Genomic DNA, 15517 nt, shown 5'->3' with positions numbered 1-15517 from the left:
CTCCATTTTTTTTGGCTTGTCGTTCGATTATTTTTTCACGAAACGCACATAAATCTCACGCAATGGCTTTTGCCCTGGCGCACTGTCTTTGCTTATACCCGTGCCACGCCCTTCGGCATCAATACGGATATAACTGATTCCCGATTTAATTAATATGTCTTTAATCGCAAAAACCCGTTTGACCGATAGCACTTTGTTGGTCACTGGCTGCTTGGCATCATTGGCATAACCTACCAATTTCACCTGCGCGTTGGGGTATTTTTTGAGCAAATCAGCCAAAGCTGCGATGGGTGCATTGGCCTCTGCTTTCAGTTGCGTGGTATTATCTTCGAAGTCTACATTATCAAACTTAAATACTTTTCCTGCCGGTGCGGTAGCGTTTTCGAGGTAAGCCGACATGGGATTTGCCGTGGCCGTTGCTGGGGGAGTAGCCGTGGCTACGGCCGTCGTCGTATCTTTAACAACCGAATCTTGGGTAACGGGCGGCTCCTGAATGGTTCGGGCCTCAATCATGGTAGAGTCGGTTTCAGAAGTACTATTCTCCAACGCAGTCTGGCGCTGATTCCAGAAATAAATCCCCGCCGCAATGGCCCCAATGACCAACGCTCCGATGCCAAACCACTTTAGATAAGGCTGATAGTCAGCTTGTTGTTGCATGTCTACGCCTACCAAAAAAGGCTGAGACGCGCTTCCTTTCTCGGTGCCGGCCCCTCTGGATACCACGCCTGATTCTTCGGTACGTGGAACCGAAAAGTTCTGCAACAGGTACTGGATACCCATTGTTTCAATCAGCTTGTCATTCAAATCGGGAAGTACGGTGAGCATTTCTTCGCGTTGATCGCCCATGTAAGCGGCGAGCGACTCAGCATCCAGTTTTTTCTCGGTTATTTTTTGTTTAATGACCGACATCACGATGGGCATGGCTACGCCGCAAAGTGAGGCAACCAACGAATTTTGGGTTCCCGCATATTTGGACACCATACTACTGATGGCACTTTTGAGACCAGGCAGCACCGTATTTAAGTCTTTTTCTCCAACGGCTTTCAGCTTTTCAAATTCAGCCTCATTTTTTAAAATACGTTCAATATTTTCGGGGCCAAATTCAATTTTCTGCGCTTGGTTGTATACGAGCTTCATGCCGGATTCCGTAGTCACCCGTTTGATTAATCCACCCACAAGAGAGACGCCCAACGCATCAAAAATCTTTTGTATCTTCTCGGGTTTTTCTAGTTTTTGTGCTGCAATTTGACTTATCACCCCCTCAGTCAAAGCCTCTTTCAATGATGCAAAAAAGTTCATTATAAAAAATCAGTTAATTAATTGGTTAGAGTGTAAGGGTAAAAACGAATGAAACGGCTGAAACTGTTAAAATTGCCACGATGTTTTTAGACCTTGCTTTTGTTCTCTTTCTGAAAATGGGCGGAAAGTTACTTAAAATAGTAGACAGTCTCACAGACTGGAGCTGACAGTTTTTGCGTATTCTTACGAAACCCTTCGTCAATCCTGAGAAAGATAGGCTGATGTGGAACTAGATTCTTTACCTTTGCGCTACTAAAAATAACCAAACTGATTGATACTTGAAACACGTAACTGATTCTAATCCGATTGTATTTGTAACGGGAACAAATGGCCTTATCGGCAGTGCCGTGGCGCGCCGTTTGTTGAAGGAGGGCTATCGTGTTAGGGGGATAAAACGCCCCGACAGCGATATGCGTTTAGTGAAAGACATTCAGGAGAGGATTGAATGGATTGAAGGGGATGTGTTGGACGTACTATCACTCGAAGCAGCTTTTGCGGGAGTGACGTATGCCATTCATACCGCCGCAATTGTGTCTTTTATTCCCCGCGACCGTACCCGAATGTACGATATAAATGTAAACGGAACCGCCAACGTGGTCAATGCGGCGTTGGAAGAAGGAATCAAAAAGCTGGCCTTTGTTAGTTCCGTGGCCGCATTGGGTAGGCCCGACCCCAATAAAGTAGCCCCGGGAGATGTGACCGTGATTGATGAAAACCAAAAATGGGAAGAATCACCGCTGAATTCAAACTATGGCAAAAGCAAGTATTTGGCCGAACTGGAAGTGTGGCGGGGAGTGGCGGAGGGACTGGCGGCGGTCGTGGTCAATCCAAGCATGGTATTGGGGGAAGGCGATTGGCAACGCAGCAGCACGCAGTTGTTTAAATATGTATACGACGAAAAAAAATACTACACCGAAGGACTAATCAACTACATAGACGTGGAAGATGTAGCCGAGGCGATTGTAAAACTGTTGTTGTCGGACATCAAAAATGAACGCTACATCCTGAGCGCTGGCCACGTGACGTATCGGGAGTTGTTTACCAAAATAGCCGTGGCTTTTGGTAAACAACCGCCTTCAAAAGCGGTATCTTTTTTCATGGCTGAGACCATCTGGCGGGTGGAAGCACTGCGCTCGTGGCTCACGGGTAGCAAACCGCTTATTACCAAAGAAACGGCCAAAACGGCCCGAACCAAACTTGTTTATGACGGGCAAAAAATTAAAAAAAATCTGGGCGTTAATTACAAAACATTGGATGAAACCGTAAGGCGAGTGTGCGCGTTTCTGACAAAATAGCAATCTTAAAATGTAACGGTATCTACTAAACAATCTCTCTTCATTCTTATGCAACGGACACTTTTAATCCTGATTTTTTTAAGCAATTGGTCAATCACGCAGACTTTTAGCCAATCTAATCCGATTGAAATAACCTACACCAGAGACGAGACCAAGAAGGAATATACGTTCCAATACAAAAACCCCAATTACTGCGACTACGCCGTGAGAGTGGAGTTTACGAGTTTGCAGGGAGGAAGTTGCTCATGTGTATTGCCTTATTTAAGCTCTGTTTCGTCGGGCAATGGGAGCTTATTTACCATTAAACCTTCGCAGGCTAACCAAGGCATTTCCTTTCAATTCGGTTACAAAACTTTAAAAGGGCGCTTGCTCAACAAACCGCCCAAACCTTTTATTTACTTATTTCCTTTTTCAAAAAAAGAGGCTCATCGAGCCAATCAGACCCAAAATATTGTTGAGGCGTTGAGCGGAAAGAAAGTGACTAATTTTTACGGTATGTCTTTTCAAATGCAAAAAGGAGATACCGTTTTTGCCGCGCGGCGCGGGGTTGTTAGTGAAATTAAAAACGAATTTGCGACGCACTCAGAAGAGGTTTGGTTTTCTACCAATACCAATTTTGTCGAAATCTTTCATCAAGATGGCACTTTTGGACGCTACAATCGCTTCAAAATGGGCACAATCATGGTGAAACCTGGCCAATCAGTGGAAGCAGGACAGCCGCTTGGGATTGTGGCGGACGATACTTTTGAAGGAAATACGCTTGCGCAATTTACGGTTTACTATTTAGACAAAGCAAAGGCTTTTACCGAAGCCCATTCTTTCACCTACTTAGTTCCTACTTTCTATACCACGACGCATCCTGCGGGGGTGGTTCTTCAACAGGGGGCTTTTTACACGTCTGATTTCCCAGAAAGCATTGTGACGCAGGAAATGTCGAAGCGCGAATTGAAAAAGTGGAAAGGAGCGAAAGAATAAAAACAAAAGTGCTGACAGAACTTTGTTTTACACTTCCCGAAAGCTACAAATTTTCGTTAAACTTTCGGGAAGTGCAGAATCTTTAGGCCATCAATTTTTTGTATTTTATACGTGTCGGAGTGGCGTCGGTGCCGAGACGCTTGCGGCGGTTTTCTTCGTAATCAGAGAAGTTTCCTTCAAACCAATATACTTGAGAGTCGCCTTCAAAAGCCAGAATGTGCGTACAAAGTCGGTCCAAGAACCAACGGTCGTGGGAGATGATGACCGCACAGCCTGCAAAATTTTCAAGACCTTCTTCCAGCGCGCGTAAGGTGTTGATGTCCAGGTCGTTGGTTGGTTCGTCTAGTAGCAATACGTTTCCGCCTTCTTTGAGCATCATGGCCAAGTGAACGCGGTTGCGCTCGCCCCCGGAGAGGTTGCCGATTTTCTTTTCCTGATCGCTGCCCGAAAAGTTAAAACGGCTCACATACGCCCGGGCGTTGGACTGCTTTCCGCCCAAGATAATCCATTCGTTGCCTTCCGAAATTTGCTGAAACACCGTTTTGCCAGCCTCCAGTTGATTATGTTCTTGGTCGGCGTAGGCGATTTGGACCGTGTCGCCGATGGTGATGGTTCCTTTGTCGGGTTTTTCCTGCCCCGTTATGAGTTTAAAGAGGGTGGATTTACCCGCACCGTTTGGCCCGATGATGCCCACAATCCCAGCGGGAGGGAGGGAGAAGGTCAGGTTTTCAAACAATAATTTGTCGCCGTAGGCTTTCGAAACGCCCTCCATTTCAATCACTTTGTTGCCCAGACGCGGTCCAGAAGGGATATAAAGTTCCAATCTTTCTTCTTTCTGTTTGCCGTCTTCGTCGAGCAGTTTTTCGTAGGCGCTCAAACGGGCTTTCGATTTTGACTGACGTGCTTTGGGAGCCATTCGTACCCATTCAAGTTCGCGTTGCAGGGATTTTTGGCGTTTTGATTCCTGCTTTTCTTCTTTGGCTAACCGATTTTGTTTTTGTTCCAACCATGAAGAATAATTCCCTTTCCACGGAATTCCCTCGCCACGGTCTAGTTCGAGAATCCAACCGGCCACATTGTCCAGAAAATAGCGGTCGTGGGTCACGGCAATGACCGTTCCCTCGTATTGGCGGAGGTGCTCTTCCAACCACAACACCGACTCAGCATCCAAGTGGTTGGTAGGTTCGTCGAGCAGAAGTACATCGGGTTTTTTGAGCAACAAACGGCAGAGAGCCACGCGGCGTTTTTCACCGCCCGATAGATTGGCAATGAGGGCATCTTGCGGTGGGCAACGGAGGGCATCCATGGCGCGTTCGAGTTTGCTGTCCAAATCCCAGGCGTCGAGGGTGTCGAGTTTTTCCTGAACTTCTCCTTGGCGTTCGAGCAGTTTGTCAAAATCGGCATCGGGGTCACCAAATGCTTCATTAATTTGATCAAATTCTTTCAATAAATCGACCACTTCTTGCGTTCCTTCCTGTACTACTTCCAGAACGGTTTTGGTGGGGTCAAATTGGGGTTCTTGGTCGAGCATTCCGACGGAATATCCCGGGGAGAAAACTACCTCTCCGGTATAATTTTTGTCTACACCCGCAATAATGCGGAGAAGAGTGGATTTTCCCGCACCATTTAAACCCAAAACGCCTATCTTGGCACCGTAGAAAAAGGATAAGTAGATGTTTTTAATAATCTGTCGGTTGGGGGGGATTACTTTACTTACCCCCGACATTGAGAAAATAATAGTTTCGTTACTCATTTTTTGCTTATTTTGTGGAGGCAAATATCGTTAAAATTAGGAGTTAATTGTTAAACAGGACAGGTAAATGGGTTTTTTGTGATTACATTTAAGCCCGAACGTTTAACTTTACACCCACCAAAACCTTTAAAGCAGATAAAAAAGTAAGATTGCAATGGAAAACGCCACCTTAATGGACGAATACGGCTATGTCAAAGACGGCAAGGTATTCTTAAAAGGGTATTTAGGTAACCCGGATCGCCAAATCGGCGAAGTAAAACGAACAGAACAGGAAGCCATTGATTATTTCAAAAACCGCTTCAATATTGCTTCCGGAAAAGTAGAACAACTCGAACATGACGTTGAAGAAGCCCAAAACAAGGGCTCTTACCTGACCAAACTGGTACAACTTCGTAAAAAATTGCTCAGTTTTGACGGATTGGGAGATTTTATTCCGTTGCTAGAACGGTTGGATAAGCTTGAAACGGTACTCGAAGATTTAATCAAAATTAACCAGGAGAAAAATCTCGAAATCAAACGTGCTTTGTTGGATGAAACCCGGGCCGTAACGGTGATCGGGGACGATTGGCAGGGCGCTACCGACCTGCTTCAGGAAATCAAATCCAAATGGATACGTACTGGCCCCGTTGATAAAGAGTATCAGGAAGAAATTGAAGGCGCTTTCCAAACCTTGTTGGATACTTTCTTCCAACAACGCCGTGACTTCTTCTCGGAGCAAAATCGTACCATTGCCGACCGTATCGAACGCTACACCGAATTGATTGCCAAGTCGGATATGCTGGTACGGATGTATGACGTGGAAGAAGCCAGTCGTCAGTTGCGGCAGATTCGTGCCGAATGGAAAGAAGTAGGCGACATTCCCGTAAAACGCTCGGCAAAACTGTACAAGCAATTCAAACGGTCTAACCAACGCATCGTTGACAAGTACAACCGCGTCAAAGGTATCGTGGTACAGACCTACGAAAACCCACTCGTGACCAAGCAGCGTGAAATGTGCCGCGAAGCGGAGCAATTGGCCCGCTCAAGTGATATTATTCAGGCTTCCGAACGCGCAAAAGTGTTGCTTAACCAATGGAAGGAGATTCGTCTTCCACCCCGCGTGGGCGATAAAATGGTGGCGGAGCGTTTCCGTTCGGCCTGCGATAAAATATTTGAATTAAGCTACCTCGCTCGGGTTATCACACGCAAGTATCCAGCGTTTGAGATTCGCTCACCTGAAGATCAGCTCAATATCAAAACGCGTGAAATGGAATGGCTCATCAAACGCGAAAAAGCCGATTTGGAAGTGACCATTGCCAGCGCACAAAACATGCCGCCCGACCCCGAAGCTGAACGCCAGATGATGGGCAAAATCAATATTCAGCGTCGTAAAATAACGATGAAGGAGAAAATTTTAGAAGAGTTTAAGGCGCAGATGAAGTAGTATTTGTAAAAAATTGACTCACGCAAAGATGCAGAGGAGCAAAGTTGAATGCTTTGTTCCTCTGCGTCTTTTTTTTGCGTTTTTTTATTGGGTTGAGGAGAAAAACTCATACGTACCCAAAAGAAAATCCTGAACGGCCGTGGCGTGGTCTTTGCCTTTGAGGGTGATGAGGGATACGTTGGTAGCTCCCCGTGCTTTCATCGCATTGAGGGCGTTGACGGAGTTGAAATAAAACACCAACTGGTCGGCATCTCCGTGGTAGAGGCGAGTGGGCGTTTTTGGCTTCCAATCATACACGTCGTTGTCTTTGACGGCATTCAAAAATCCAGTGTCGGTCCCGTCCGCAATTCCTTTGGCAAAAGCATCCGTAAAAATGGTGTTGAAACTAACGTTTACATTGGCTTTTTCTTTGTCGGTCTGTATCAAGCCAGCCCACGGTTCCTTAAAGTATTGCGTTAAAGGCCGGTTGATGTTATAAATGCGGTCGTAAGTTAGGGTAACCCATACATAAAGCTGGTTGTAATTGACCGTGCCGCCCGTTTTTGTACTGATTAAGTACTTCATAAAGGCGGTTTTGTCATAAGCACCTGCGCCGCAACTGGAGGCTCGCAGGTTGAACTCGGTGCCCGTTTCTTCTTCAATTTTCTTTTGCAACGACATGGTGGCGTATCCTCCCGCCGAATAGCCCGCAATGTACAGGCGCTCATCCCAAGCGATACTCTGCTGACGGATGAATTCCTTGGAAGCGCGTATCATATCCAATGACGCCGAAGCGAGACTTTCGCGGTGCTCGTACGGGTGAGGAACGTTATTGGAAGCCCCAAAACCGATGTAATCGGGATACGCAATAATATATCCTAAAGCGGCAAACAAAGAACCCGCAATGTTGGCTTCGCTATTGGTGGCAAAGTAAGAGGGAGCTTCTTGGTCGTTGCGAATGGTGCCATGTTGGACGCTGATCATGGGCGTTGCTCCTGATTTTACAGGGAATAAAAAGGCCCCCGATGCCTGAATTTCTTTGCCGTCGGTGTTTTTCGTTTTGTAAACCAGTTTGTAGACCTTGATGCCATTCTGAAGGAAAGGGGCGATGCCCGCAAGGCTAGGGTCACCAGAAGTGATACGTTGGGCCAATTGTTCCTTGGTGAATTCGCCGATAAGGGTGCTGCTGACCAAATATTGGTCTTCAGGAATGAGGTCAGTGGCGTTTCTGTTACAACCGCTGACCAATACAACCAAGACAAGGAAAAGAGCGTAAAAGCGTTTTTGGGTAGATTTCATGCGATATTGGGCAATAAACGTTGGTTTATAATCTTAAACTAAACGCATAAACAGCCCCGAAAGTTGCCTCTAATTTCCAACATTTGACGGCTTAATAACGAAAATTTGCTTGGATTTGCCCGCTTTTGCGTCTTCAATGATTCTATTGAAAGCAAGGACAGCACCATCGTGCGACCAAACCAGATTGGATGGCGATGGATTTGTTGGTTTTGTCAATACCTGAAACCGATTTTCGAAAGGCTCGCTGCCGATTTTACACAAAACAATGCTGCCTTCCCAAACGTAGCTAATCTGATTTCCACGGGGATGCCAACGCACGCTGCCTTCTACGTTTTTGTCGTGAAACGTGACTTGAACAGGATTGCCGCCTTGGGGCGAAATGGTGAAAATCTGTTGAATTCCCTGCGCATCTTTTGCTAAAAAAGCCAACATACTCCCATCGGCCGACGACCGAACGATGCCTGTACAACCCGCTTGCGGCGTATCGGCGGTAAAAGTAAGTCGGCGCTGAACGGTGCCTTTGGGGGGCATCGGGAAAGTCGTATCTGTTCCTTCCAAAGGACCAAATTCGCCGGGAATCGTAATGTCATTCGGAATATCTACGATAAATACTTCATCGACTTCTTTGCCGTTTTTGTCTTTCACTTTTCCGATAAACGCCCGGGCGATTTGGCGTGTTCCGTCGGGTTTTAAATAACCTTTTGTTCCTACCCAACTATCCCCCGCCGCATGGCTGATTTCGTCCGAAGCGGGTTTGGGATTGGGCGTTACCCGAACGACCAAAGCACTGAACCACTCGCCCGAAACATTGTCTCCTTGCGCGTCTTTCTCCAATTTTACGGGTATGTTTCTTTTGGAAACACCGATGGTGCGTAAGTTGTGTTTTGCGCCCGTTTTGTCTTCCAATGCCTTCAGAACCGCGTCGTTGTAGGTATAGCCAATCCACTGCCCGTCGCCGCTCCACTCGTGGCGGTGGGTGCCTCCGCGCAAGGCGCCTTTGGTATAGGGAGGTGTAATATCGCGGGCATCCATAAATACGGGCACATTGGGAGCCGAATCGTTGATAATGACGCCCGTACGCCGCCATTGTTGATACGGGTTTTCTTGGGTTACACTCATCAATCCGTGAATAAACACCACGGAATTATCGACGGGAGAATAACTCACGGCTCCCGCGCCGGGGCCCCATTCCGCGTTGTTGGGGAGTGCATATAATACTTTCTTTTCGCCCGTTTCGACGTTTACTTTTTCAATTTTAGCCGACGCTGCAATGCCGCCTTCTTCCGTGCGCGTGTCATACACAAGCCATTGGTTATCAGGTGAGAAATTGTCATTGTTGTCTAAGTCGTGGTTGTAACTTAGGTCATGGGTGAGTTGCTTTTCAGCTAGATAGGTAGAATCATTGCAGGAATACATAGCAAGAGAGAGGAATAGGGTGCAGACTTTCCAAGACTGGGCGTCCCCGTTTTTAAAAACTTGGAAAGTCTGCTGATTTTGGAAAAATGGTTGAATCGTCATTTATTATTTGTGTCTTTTAGGCAGTCACACCGTAGTCACTCGCGGGACGCGAGCGACTACGGCGCACTGATTACTTTCAAATAACGTCCCATCCAGTAAGGCAGCAAAAACGAATCACCTGCGCTCAACTCGCTTTGCCCATTGGAGGCGCGGTCGAGTTTGAAGAGATTTCGATTGTGTTTTAGTTCTGGACGTTCGTCGGGCGGCAAAACCTGCTTAATGGTTTGACCACGAAAATTAGCAGGAATCGGCTCAATGTCTTTGCGGTGGCTGTTTATGACCTGCCATTCAATCATATCCAGCGGAAATTCTTTCAAAAACCAGATGGTTTCGGCTTGGTCAAATGCTTTGGCCCCCGTCATGGCGTAGCAGAGGTTCCATAAACCATTTTTTTCGGGGCGTTCTAGGTCCCAATGTTCTTTGATGGCGGCGGCGTATTGCTTCTTCAATTCGGGCGTGAAGGCGTAAGGGTACAGACACCAGTAAGCCAAAAAATACATTTCGTCGTCGGAGTGGTTCCATTCTTCCGAAAGCTCGGCGGCCAGTTTTCCATCCGCTTCAGTCACCTGTCCGAGTTCTTTCATGGGGCGGAGCAAGTTTTCCAGATAGCCATGTTTTTGCATCAGTTCATAGGCTTTCTGTTTGTAGATTTCTTTTTTGGTGAAATGATAAGCCGTTTGTAAAAAGCCGATGATGTTGGAAGCGTACAGTTTTCGGTCGCCTACGTTTTTCGGGAAACCGTTGACGTATTCGGGATTCCATTTACCCCAAAGCGTAGGTTTCCCGTCAAAATCAATCAGATACCAGTCGTTTTCGATGATATTGGTCATGAGTTGGTCCATCATTGCCACGGCTTTTTGTTTGACTTCGCCCTCCATGTTTTGGGCCAAAAGGGTCAGCGCAAACATCTGCCCGACAGTTTGGTCACTGCTCGTGGTGCCGCGCCAATCCCATTCGTCATTCGAAGATTTTACCCAACCGTTGGTCATGCCTCCGTCCCAACGTTCGGGTTTAAATTTGAAGAAACCTCGGCGCTCAAACCCCCGCGCAAAATAACCTTTCATGCCCGTAATGCTAAAAAGGCGCTGCATGGCCTCAAAGGATTCGAGGCAATTGTCGAGCGCTTCTTTGTCGCCCGTGACTTTGTAGCGAAACAATTGGCTGACCAAATACATCGACGTCCAGAGATTATCGCTGTCGCGTTGGCCCATTTCGAAGGTGGATAAATCGCCGTGTTTCAGGGTTGAAACGTCGCAATTAAACCCGTACCGTATGTGTCGTTGACGCACCTGTTTTTCGTACACGAGGGCTTTGTCGTACAGTGTCATGGATTGAAAATGGATTTCGCCCAATCCTTTGGCGGTCAGGATATTTACGTTTTTGTCTTCACCTGCCGAAATATGCACAACACGGTTGTCAGGAATCCATCGTTCACCAAAATAATAATTAAAACCTCCCTCGGGTCGTAGCATGAACGCGCCCAATGTGGAGCCAAACCACACGTGCCCATGAACCACGGCTACGGCGGTCAAATCGGTACTGGGAAGTTTTCGCTGAATCTCGCCCAAGGGTTTGAAAGAATCGGCATGAAGCACGAAATAGCCGTTATGGGTTCCGACGTAAATCTTACTGTTAGCGACGTCAAAACAGGTAAAATCTTTACCCTGAAAAACGGTTTTTAGTTCTTTGGTCGCCAGTGAATAAGCTTCAATGGATTGATTGCTGAGAATCAAAAAGCGATTATTGGGCGCATCAAAACGGATGTCTAAGGCTTCCTTGTCCGAAAGCATTTTTTCATCCAAGACTTTAGCATCCTGAATAATTTTCAAGTTTTTACCATTGGACACCAGAAAGGTAAAATTAGGGCCTGCGCAAAAAAGACGGGCGTTGGCTGTCTCGTGTTTTGCGTACAAATTTCCCGCCCAAGCGTTGCTGAATACGGCTTTGTCGTCCAAATACACAAACTGTTTTTCATACACAGCCATATCCACGAGTTTCTTTTCGGTCATTGGGAGGTACGAACGGTCGGTGCGGAGCGTGCCGGGATATTGAAATTGTCCGCCGTGGGGCTGTAAAATTCCCGCCGATGAAAGAATGCGTACTTTGCCGTTTTTATCGGTAAAAACCCTTTGAAGTTTGACGGAACTGTCTTGTAAATAGTGCTTTACGCTGAGGTCTTGCAAAAACGGTCGGTCAGGGTAAGCGGTATTGACCGTAGTTTGGACAGACATGCTGCTCCAAACTACGGCACTGAGAAACACTAAAAAATACTTTCTAAAGTTCATAAACGGGAAACGTTAAACTACTTTTTGGTTGCCGTTGTGGGGCCGCTGATGACGCCCAAATACCGCCCTGCCCAGTACGGCAGCAGCCATGTATCGCCCGCGCTCAATTCCGTGCTTCCGCGCCCGTTGCGGTCGAGCATAAAACGGCTGTTGTTGTGGCGAATCATGCCCACTTCATCGGGTGGAAGCACTTCTTTGGTCAGTTGTTCGATAAAATTCGGCGGCAACATTTCGATGTCTTTGCGGTGGCTGTTTTTGACCGTCCAATCAATCATGTCCAGCGGATATTCCTGCAAAAACCACACAGATTCTTCCAAATCAAAGTCCTGAATGCCCGTAATGGCCGTCAGAATGTTCCAAAGTCCGTCTTTTTCGGGGCGCTCATACTGCCAATGGTCCACGATGGCTTTTTTGTAATTGGCCTTGAGCGTGTCGTTGAAGGCGTAGCGGTACAGGCCCCAGTAGCCCATGTAATACATTTCGTCGTCGGAGTGATTCCAATCGCCAGAGAGCATCTTGCTCCAATCACTGGCGTTGCCGGGTGCTTGTCCGATGGTTTTCATGGGGCGCATCAGGTTTTCGTAGTACCCGTGTTTTTTCATCAGTTCAAACGCCTTGGTTTTGTATTTCTCTTTTTTGGTGAAATGATAGGCCGTTTGCAGCATGGCCACGATATTTGAAGAGTTCAATTTGCGGTCGCCAACGTTAATTGGAAACGAATTGACGTAATCAGGATGCCACTTTCCCCACAGCGTAGGCTTGCCGTCCCAGTCCACCAAGTACATATCATTTTTGACAATGTGACTCATCAGGGTATCAATCAGCGCAATGGAGCGCGATTTGAGGTCTTTGTCCTCAATCAATTCGGCCATGGCCCCGAAGGCGAAAATGTGCCCAATGACCTCGTCGCTGCTCGTGGTTGATTTCCAATCCCATTCGGGGTCGGAGGTGCGACGCCACGGCTTGTCTTCGTATTTATAACCTGTGCGCTCAAATGACCGCGACGGAAAGCCCGGCACTTCGTTGATGGTGTACAAACGTTCCATCGCATCCAGCGATTCGCGGCAATGTTGCAATGCTTTGGGGTCTTTGGTGGCCGCGTAGCGGAAAATCTCGCCGCCCAAATACATCGAAGTCCAAAGGCCGTCGTTGTCGGAATCTTGTAATGTACCCGTGGCCAAATTGCCGTTTTTCATTCGAGCCAACGTGCCGTTGAAACCGTTGCGAATGTGGCGGGTGCGCACCTGCTTGTCGTAAAATTCGGCTTTTTCCTGCAAGGTCATTTTCGTAAAAATGATTTTGCCGACACCTTTATCGGTCAAGATTAACACCGAATTGTCGTCGCCTTTGGCAATGTGAACCACCTTGTCGGAAGGAATCCAGCGCTCGGAGGCGTAGTAATTAAACTTGCCATCGGGCTTGCGCATGAACGCTCCCATCGTACTGCCAAACCACAACTGATTGTCAATGACTGTAATACAGGTCAGCTCCGTCCAAGGGAGTTTTTGCTGAAGCGGCGTAACGACCTTGCCCGTTTTGTCCAATTCGAGGTAGCCATTTTTGGTGCCGACCACAATTTTTCCGGAAAACAACTCAAAGCAAGTCAGGTCATTGGCCGAATAGATTTTTTGCAGTTTTTTGTCTTTTTCCGAAACCGAATAAACGGCGTTTTCGGAAAGTGCGTAAAACAAATCGCTGCCAGCGTCGTACTTCAAATCCAGCACTTTACCGTTGCTGATGCTCTCTTTCCACGACGTTCCTTCTTTGGAAAGGTATTCCAATTGCGAGCCGTTGGAAATCAAAAAGCTGAAATCTTTGCCGCCTACTAACAGATACGCGTCTGATAATGAATGTTTTGCGAAGAGTTTGCCCGCCCATGCGTTGCTCAACACGGCTTTGTCGTCAATCATCACAAACTGGTGTTGATACAAACCCAAATTGGCGATTTTCTTATCGGCAATGGGACGGTACGAAACGTCTTTTTCTAACGTGCCAGGATACAAAAATTGCCCTGCGTACAGTTGGTACAGGCCCGATTTGGTGCTGACTTTGATGGCCCCATTGAGGTCGGTATAGGCTTTGAGCGGTTCGGTGGCGTCTTTAAAATAGTATTTGATGCTGTAATCCTGCACAAAAGGAACGTCTTTGTGCACGGGCTGCTTGGGTTTTTGAGCAAACAGCGCGGACGAACTCAGCAGTGCGCCCAAAAGGAGAAAGTGAAACTTCATAAAATGCGGGTATTGGTGTTGAATAAGACAGAATGATTCTGCGAATCGAATTTACGTTTATAGTACGCTGTATGCAGGCGTTAGGGCTATTTGGGAGGGAGAAAAATGGGGGCAGTCGCTCGCTTCTAGCGAGTGACCGGTATTCACAGGCCTCAGGCCTTACAATCATAACAGAGGCTGGAGGCCTGATAATAGTCGTCACTCGCGGGACGCGAGCGGCTGCGGTAAGTTTAATGAATTAAGCCAGTATTAAATTCAGAAGTTTTATTATATAAATTATGATAGCCTATAATACCTTTTAATACAAAAGACTTATTTTGTGGATGCCGATCTTTTAAATCTTTAAGAAGACCAAAGTTTATAGAGTTAATCAACTGACAAGTTCGCACAAAATATAAAAGATCTTTTCTCTTAAAAGACTCTAATTCTATATTTAAAGGGTTTCCCTTGCACAAACTTTGATAAGTAAAAATATTGTCTAATTCTTTGCTATATCCTTTGTATGGGTACCATACATTATATGCATGGCTATAATTTATTAAATTTCTTATTTTTGATAACCAATTTCCTTTAATAGCACCATTATTTGTAATTGCAGTTACTAATTCATCTAATTTACTGATAATTTCATAAGCATCATATGAGGGTAGATGATTATATATTAGGGGAGAGGTCTGATTTAAAAAATGTAAAAATCTTAACCAAAGACCTTCATGACTATTGTCGTATTTATCATCTTTATAAAATTTATATTTATTATTAAGTTGATTAATTTCTATACAGTATAAGCCAGAGCTAATATTCGATGAATTATAACCATAGTTGTTTGCTAACCGTTTAATTTGATTTAGAGAATTAGGGTCAACATTTAGGATTCCATGTCCGCATATTCTTAAAATAGAATGAGCAGAAAAAAAAGCTGAATAGTAATATTTAACAAGTAGCCACCCTAAAAATTTAGGAGATATGTTATCTTTTGTAATATTATTTATTGTTTCTAGTGAAGCACACGATAGCCTATTTATTTCGTAAACAAAAGGAGTTAAAAAGTCTAAATATTCATAAGTTGAAATTGTGAATTGGTTATCAATAATATCACTAGCAGGTAAATACATCTTTCCTGATGATAACCAAGAATTTAAGCCTTCTGGAAGCTTATAATTTATTTCATTTATACCAGGGATATAAGAAAACCTCAAGCCATCACAGATACTAAGCATGGTTATAAAGTAAAGTCTTTTTTTAGAGACTCTAAAAAGTGCTCTACTAACTCCTTAGAACTGGTCAATTTTTTATTGACTTTATTGGCATTAATGTTATCAAAGAAAGAATTAAGTACTGTACCCGAAGATAATTGCTATGTAAAACAAAAAGGCTGAATTTTGAAGCGACCAAGCATCAAACCAGCCTTTAAGAATGAAAAAAATCATTAGGGACGAAGTTATTAAATTGCTTCAAAAAAT

General features: G+C 45.6%; 10 protein-coding genes. 3 read left to right on the top strand and 7 right to left on the bottom strand.

Annotation, left to right across the window (positions count from 1 at the left end):
• Positions 1–27: 27 nt before the first annotated feature.
• Positions 28–1299, bottom strand: a complete 1272-nt coding sequence (locus DVG78_RS16125; protein ID WP_114462099.1) for a DUF937 domain-containing protein — start codon at positions 1297–1299, stop codon at positions 28–30.
• A gap of 278 nt (positions 1300–1577) precedes the next feature.
• Between DVG78_RS16125 and DVG78_RS16120 the strand changes: the two genes are divergently transcribed.
• Together DVG78_RS16120 and DVG78_RS16115 are read left to right on the top strand one after the other, a co-directional pair.
• Positions 1578–2594 carry an SDR family NAD(P)-dependent oxidoreductase gene (locus tag DVG78_RS16120; protein WP_114462098.1) on the top strand — a complete coding sequence of 339 codons (1017 nt, stop codon included), beginning with the start codon at positions 1578–1580 and terminating at the stop codon, positions 2592–2594.
• 48 nt (positions 2595–2642) lie between these two features.
• Complete coding sequence (locus DVG78_RS16115; RefSeq protein WP_114462097.1) at positions 2643–3569, top strand: M23 family metallopeptidase; 927 nt, start codon at positions 2643–2645, stop codon at positions 3567–3569.
• An 82-nt stretch (positions 3570–3651) separates the two neighbouring features.
• Here the strand turns inward: DVG78_RS16115 and ettA are convergent, their stop codons facing one another.
• On the bottom strand, positions 3652–5322 hold the full coding sequence (gene ettA, locus DVG78_RS16110) for an energy-dependent translational throttle protein EttA (RefSeq protein ID WP_114462096.1): 1671 nt from the start codon (positions 5320–5322) through the stop codon (positions 3652–3654).
• Positions 5323–5476: 154 nt separating this feature from the next.
• Here ettA and DVG78_RS16105 point away from each other — a divergent pair, with 154 nt between their 5' ends.
• Positions 5477–6745: a DUF349 domain-containing protein gene (locus DVG78_RS16105; RefSeq protein ID WP_114462095.1), complete on the top strand. Its 1269-nt coding sequence runs from the start codon at positions 5477–5479 to the stop codon at positions 6743–6745.
• An 84-nt stretch (positions 6746–6829) separates the two neighbouring features.
• On the opposite strand, the gene DVG78_RS16100 is transcribed toward DVG78_RS16105, so the two are convergent.
• The 5 genes from DVG78_RS16100 to DVG78_RS16080 all read right to left on the bottom strand — a co-directional run bounded on the left by DVG78_RS16100 (position 6830) and on the right by DVG78_RS16080 (position 15274).
• Positions 6830–8023: an alpha/beta hydrolase family protein gene (locus tag DVG78_RS16100; protein ID WP_114462094.1), complete on the bottom strand. Its 1194-nt coding sequence runs from the start codon at positions 8021–8023 to the stop codon at positions 6830–6832.
• 69 nt (positions 8024–8092) lie between these two features.
• Positions 8093–9541, bottom strand: coding sequence for a DUF3748 domain-containing protein (locus tag DVG78_RS16095; RefSeq protein ID WP_114462093.1), 1449 nt, complete (start codon positions 9539–9541; stop codon positions 8093–8095).
• A gap of 56 nt (positions 9542–9597) precedes the next feature.
• Positions 9598–11826: a hypothetical protein gene (locus DVG78_RS16090; RefSeq protein ID WP_114462092.1), complete on the bottom strand. Its 2229-nt coding sequence runs from the start codon at positions 11824–11826 to the stop codon at positions 9598–9600.
• A 17-nt stretch (positions 11827–11843) separates the two neighbouring features.
• Entirely contained in the window at positions 11844–14054 is a 2211-nt protein-coding gene (locus tag DVG78_RS16085; protein ID WP_114462091.1) for a hypothetical protein, read from the bottom strand.
• 230 nt (positions 14055–14284) lie between these two features.
• Entirely contained in the window at positions 14285–15274 is a 990-nt protein-coding gene (locus DVG78_RS16080; protein WP_114462090.1) for a hypothetical protein, read from the bottom strand.
• Positions 15275–15517: the final 243 nt, after the last annotated feature.

Source organism: Runella aurantiaca (genome assembly GCF_003339505.1).
Lineage (GTDB): Bacteria > Bacteroidota > Bacteroidia > Cytophagales > Spirosomataceae > Runella > Runella aurantiaca.
Note: the sequence above shows the minus strand (reverse complement) of the source record. Positions and strands in the feature narration are given on the sequence as shown.

Excerpts from the sequence above, each read along its gene's own strand:
- DVG78_RS16080 (WP_114462090.1), bottom strand. The coding sequence starts at position 15,274 with ATGCTTAGTATCTGTGATGGCTTGAGGTTTTCTTATATCCCTGGTATA.
- DVG78_RS16095 (WP_114462093.1), bottom strand. The coding sequence starts at position 9,541 with ATGACGATTCAACCATTTTTCCAAAATCAGCAGACTTTCCAAGTTTTT.
- ettA (WP_114462096.1), bottom strand. The coding sequence starts at position 5,322 with ATGAGTAACGAAACTATTATTTTCTCAATGTCGGGGGTAAGTAAAGTA.
- DVG78_RS16125 (WP_114462099.1), bottom strand. The coding sequence starts at position 1,299 with ATGAACTTTTTTGCATCATTGAAAGAGGCTTTGACTGAGGGGGTGATA.
- DVG78_RS16085 (WP_114462091.1), bottom strand. The coding sequence starts at position 14,054 with ATGAAGTTTCACTTTCTCCTTTTGGGCGCACTGCTGAGTTCGTCCGCG.
- DVG78_RS16090 (WP_114462092.1), bottom strand. The coding sequence starts at position 11,826 with ATGAACTTTAGAAAGTATTTTTTAGTGTTTCTCAGTGCCGTAGTTTGG.
- DVG78_RS16115 (WP_114462097.1), top strand. The coding sequence starts at position 2,643 with ATGCAACGGACACTTTTAATCCTGATTTTTTTAAGCAATTGGTCAATC.
- DVG78_RS16100 (WP_114462094.1), bottom strand. The coding sequence starts at position 8,023 with ATGAAATCTACCCAAAAACGCTTTTACGCTCTTTTCCTTGTCTTGGTT.
- DVG78_RS16105 (WP_114462095.1), top strand. The coding sequence starts at position 5,477 with ATGGAAAACGCCACCTTAATGGACGAATACGGCTATGTCAAAGACGGC.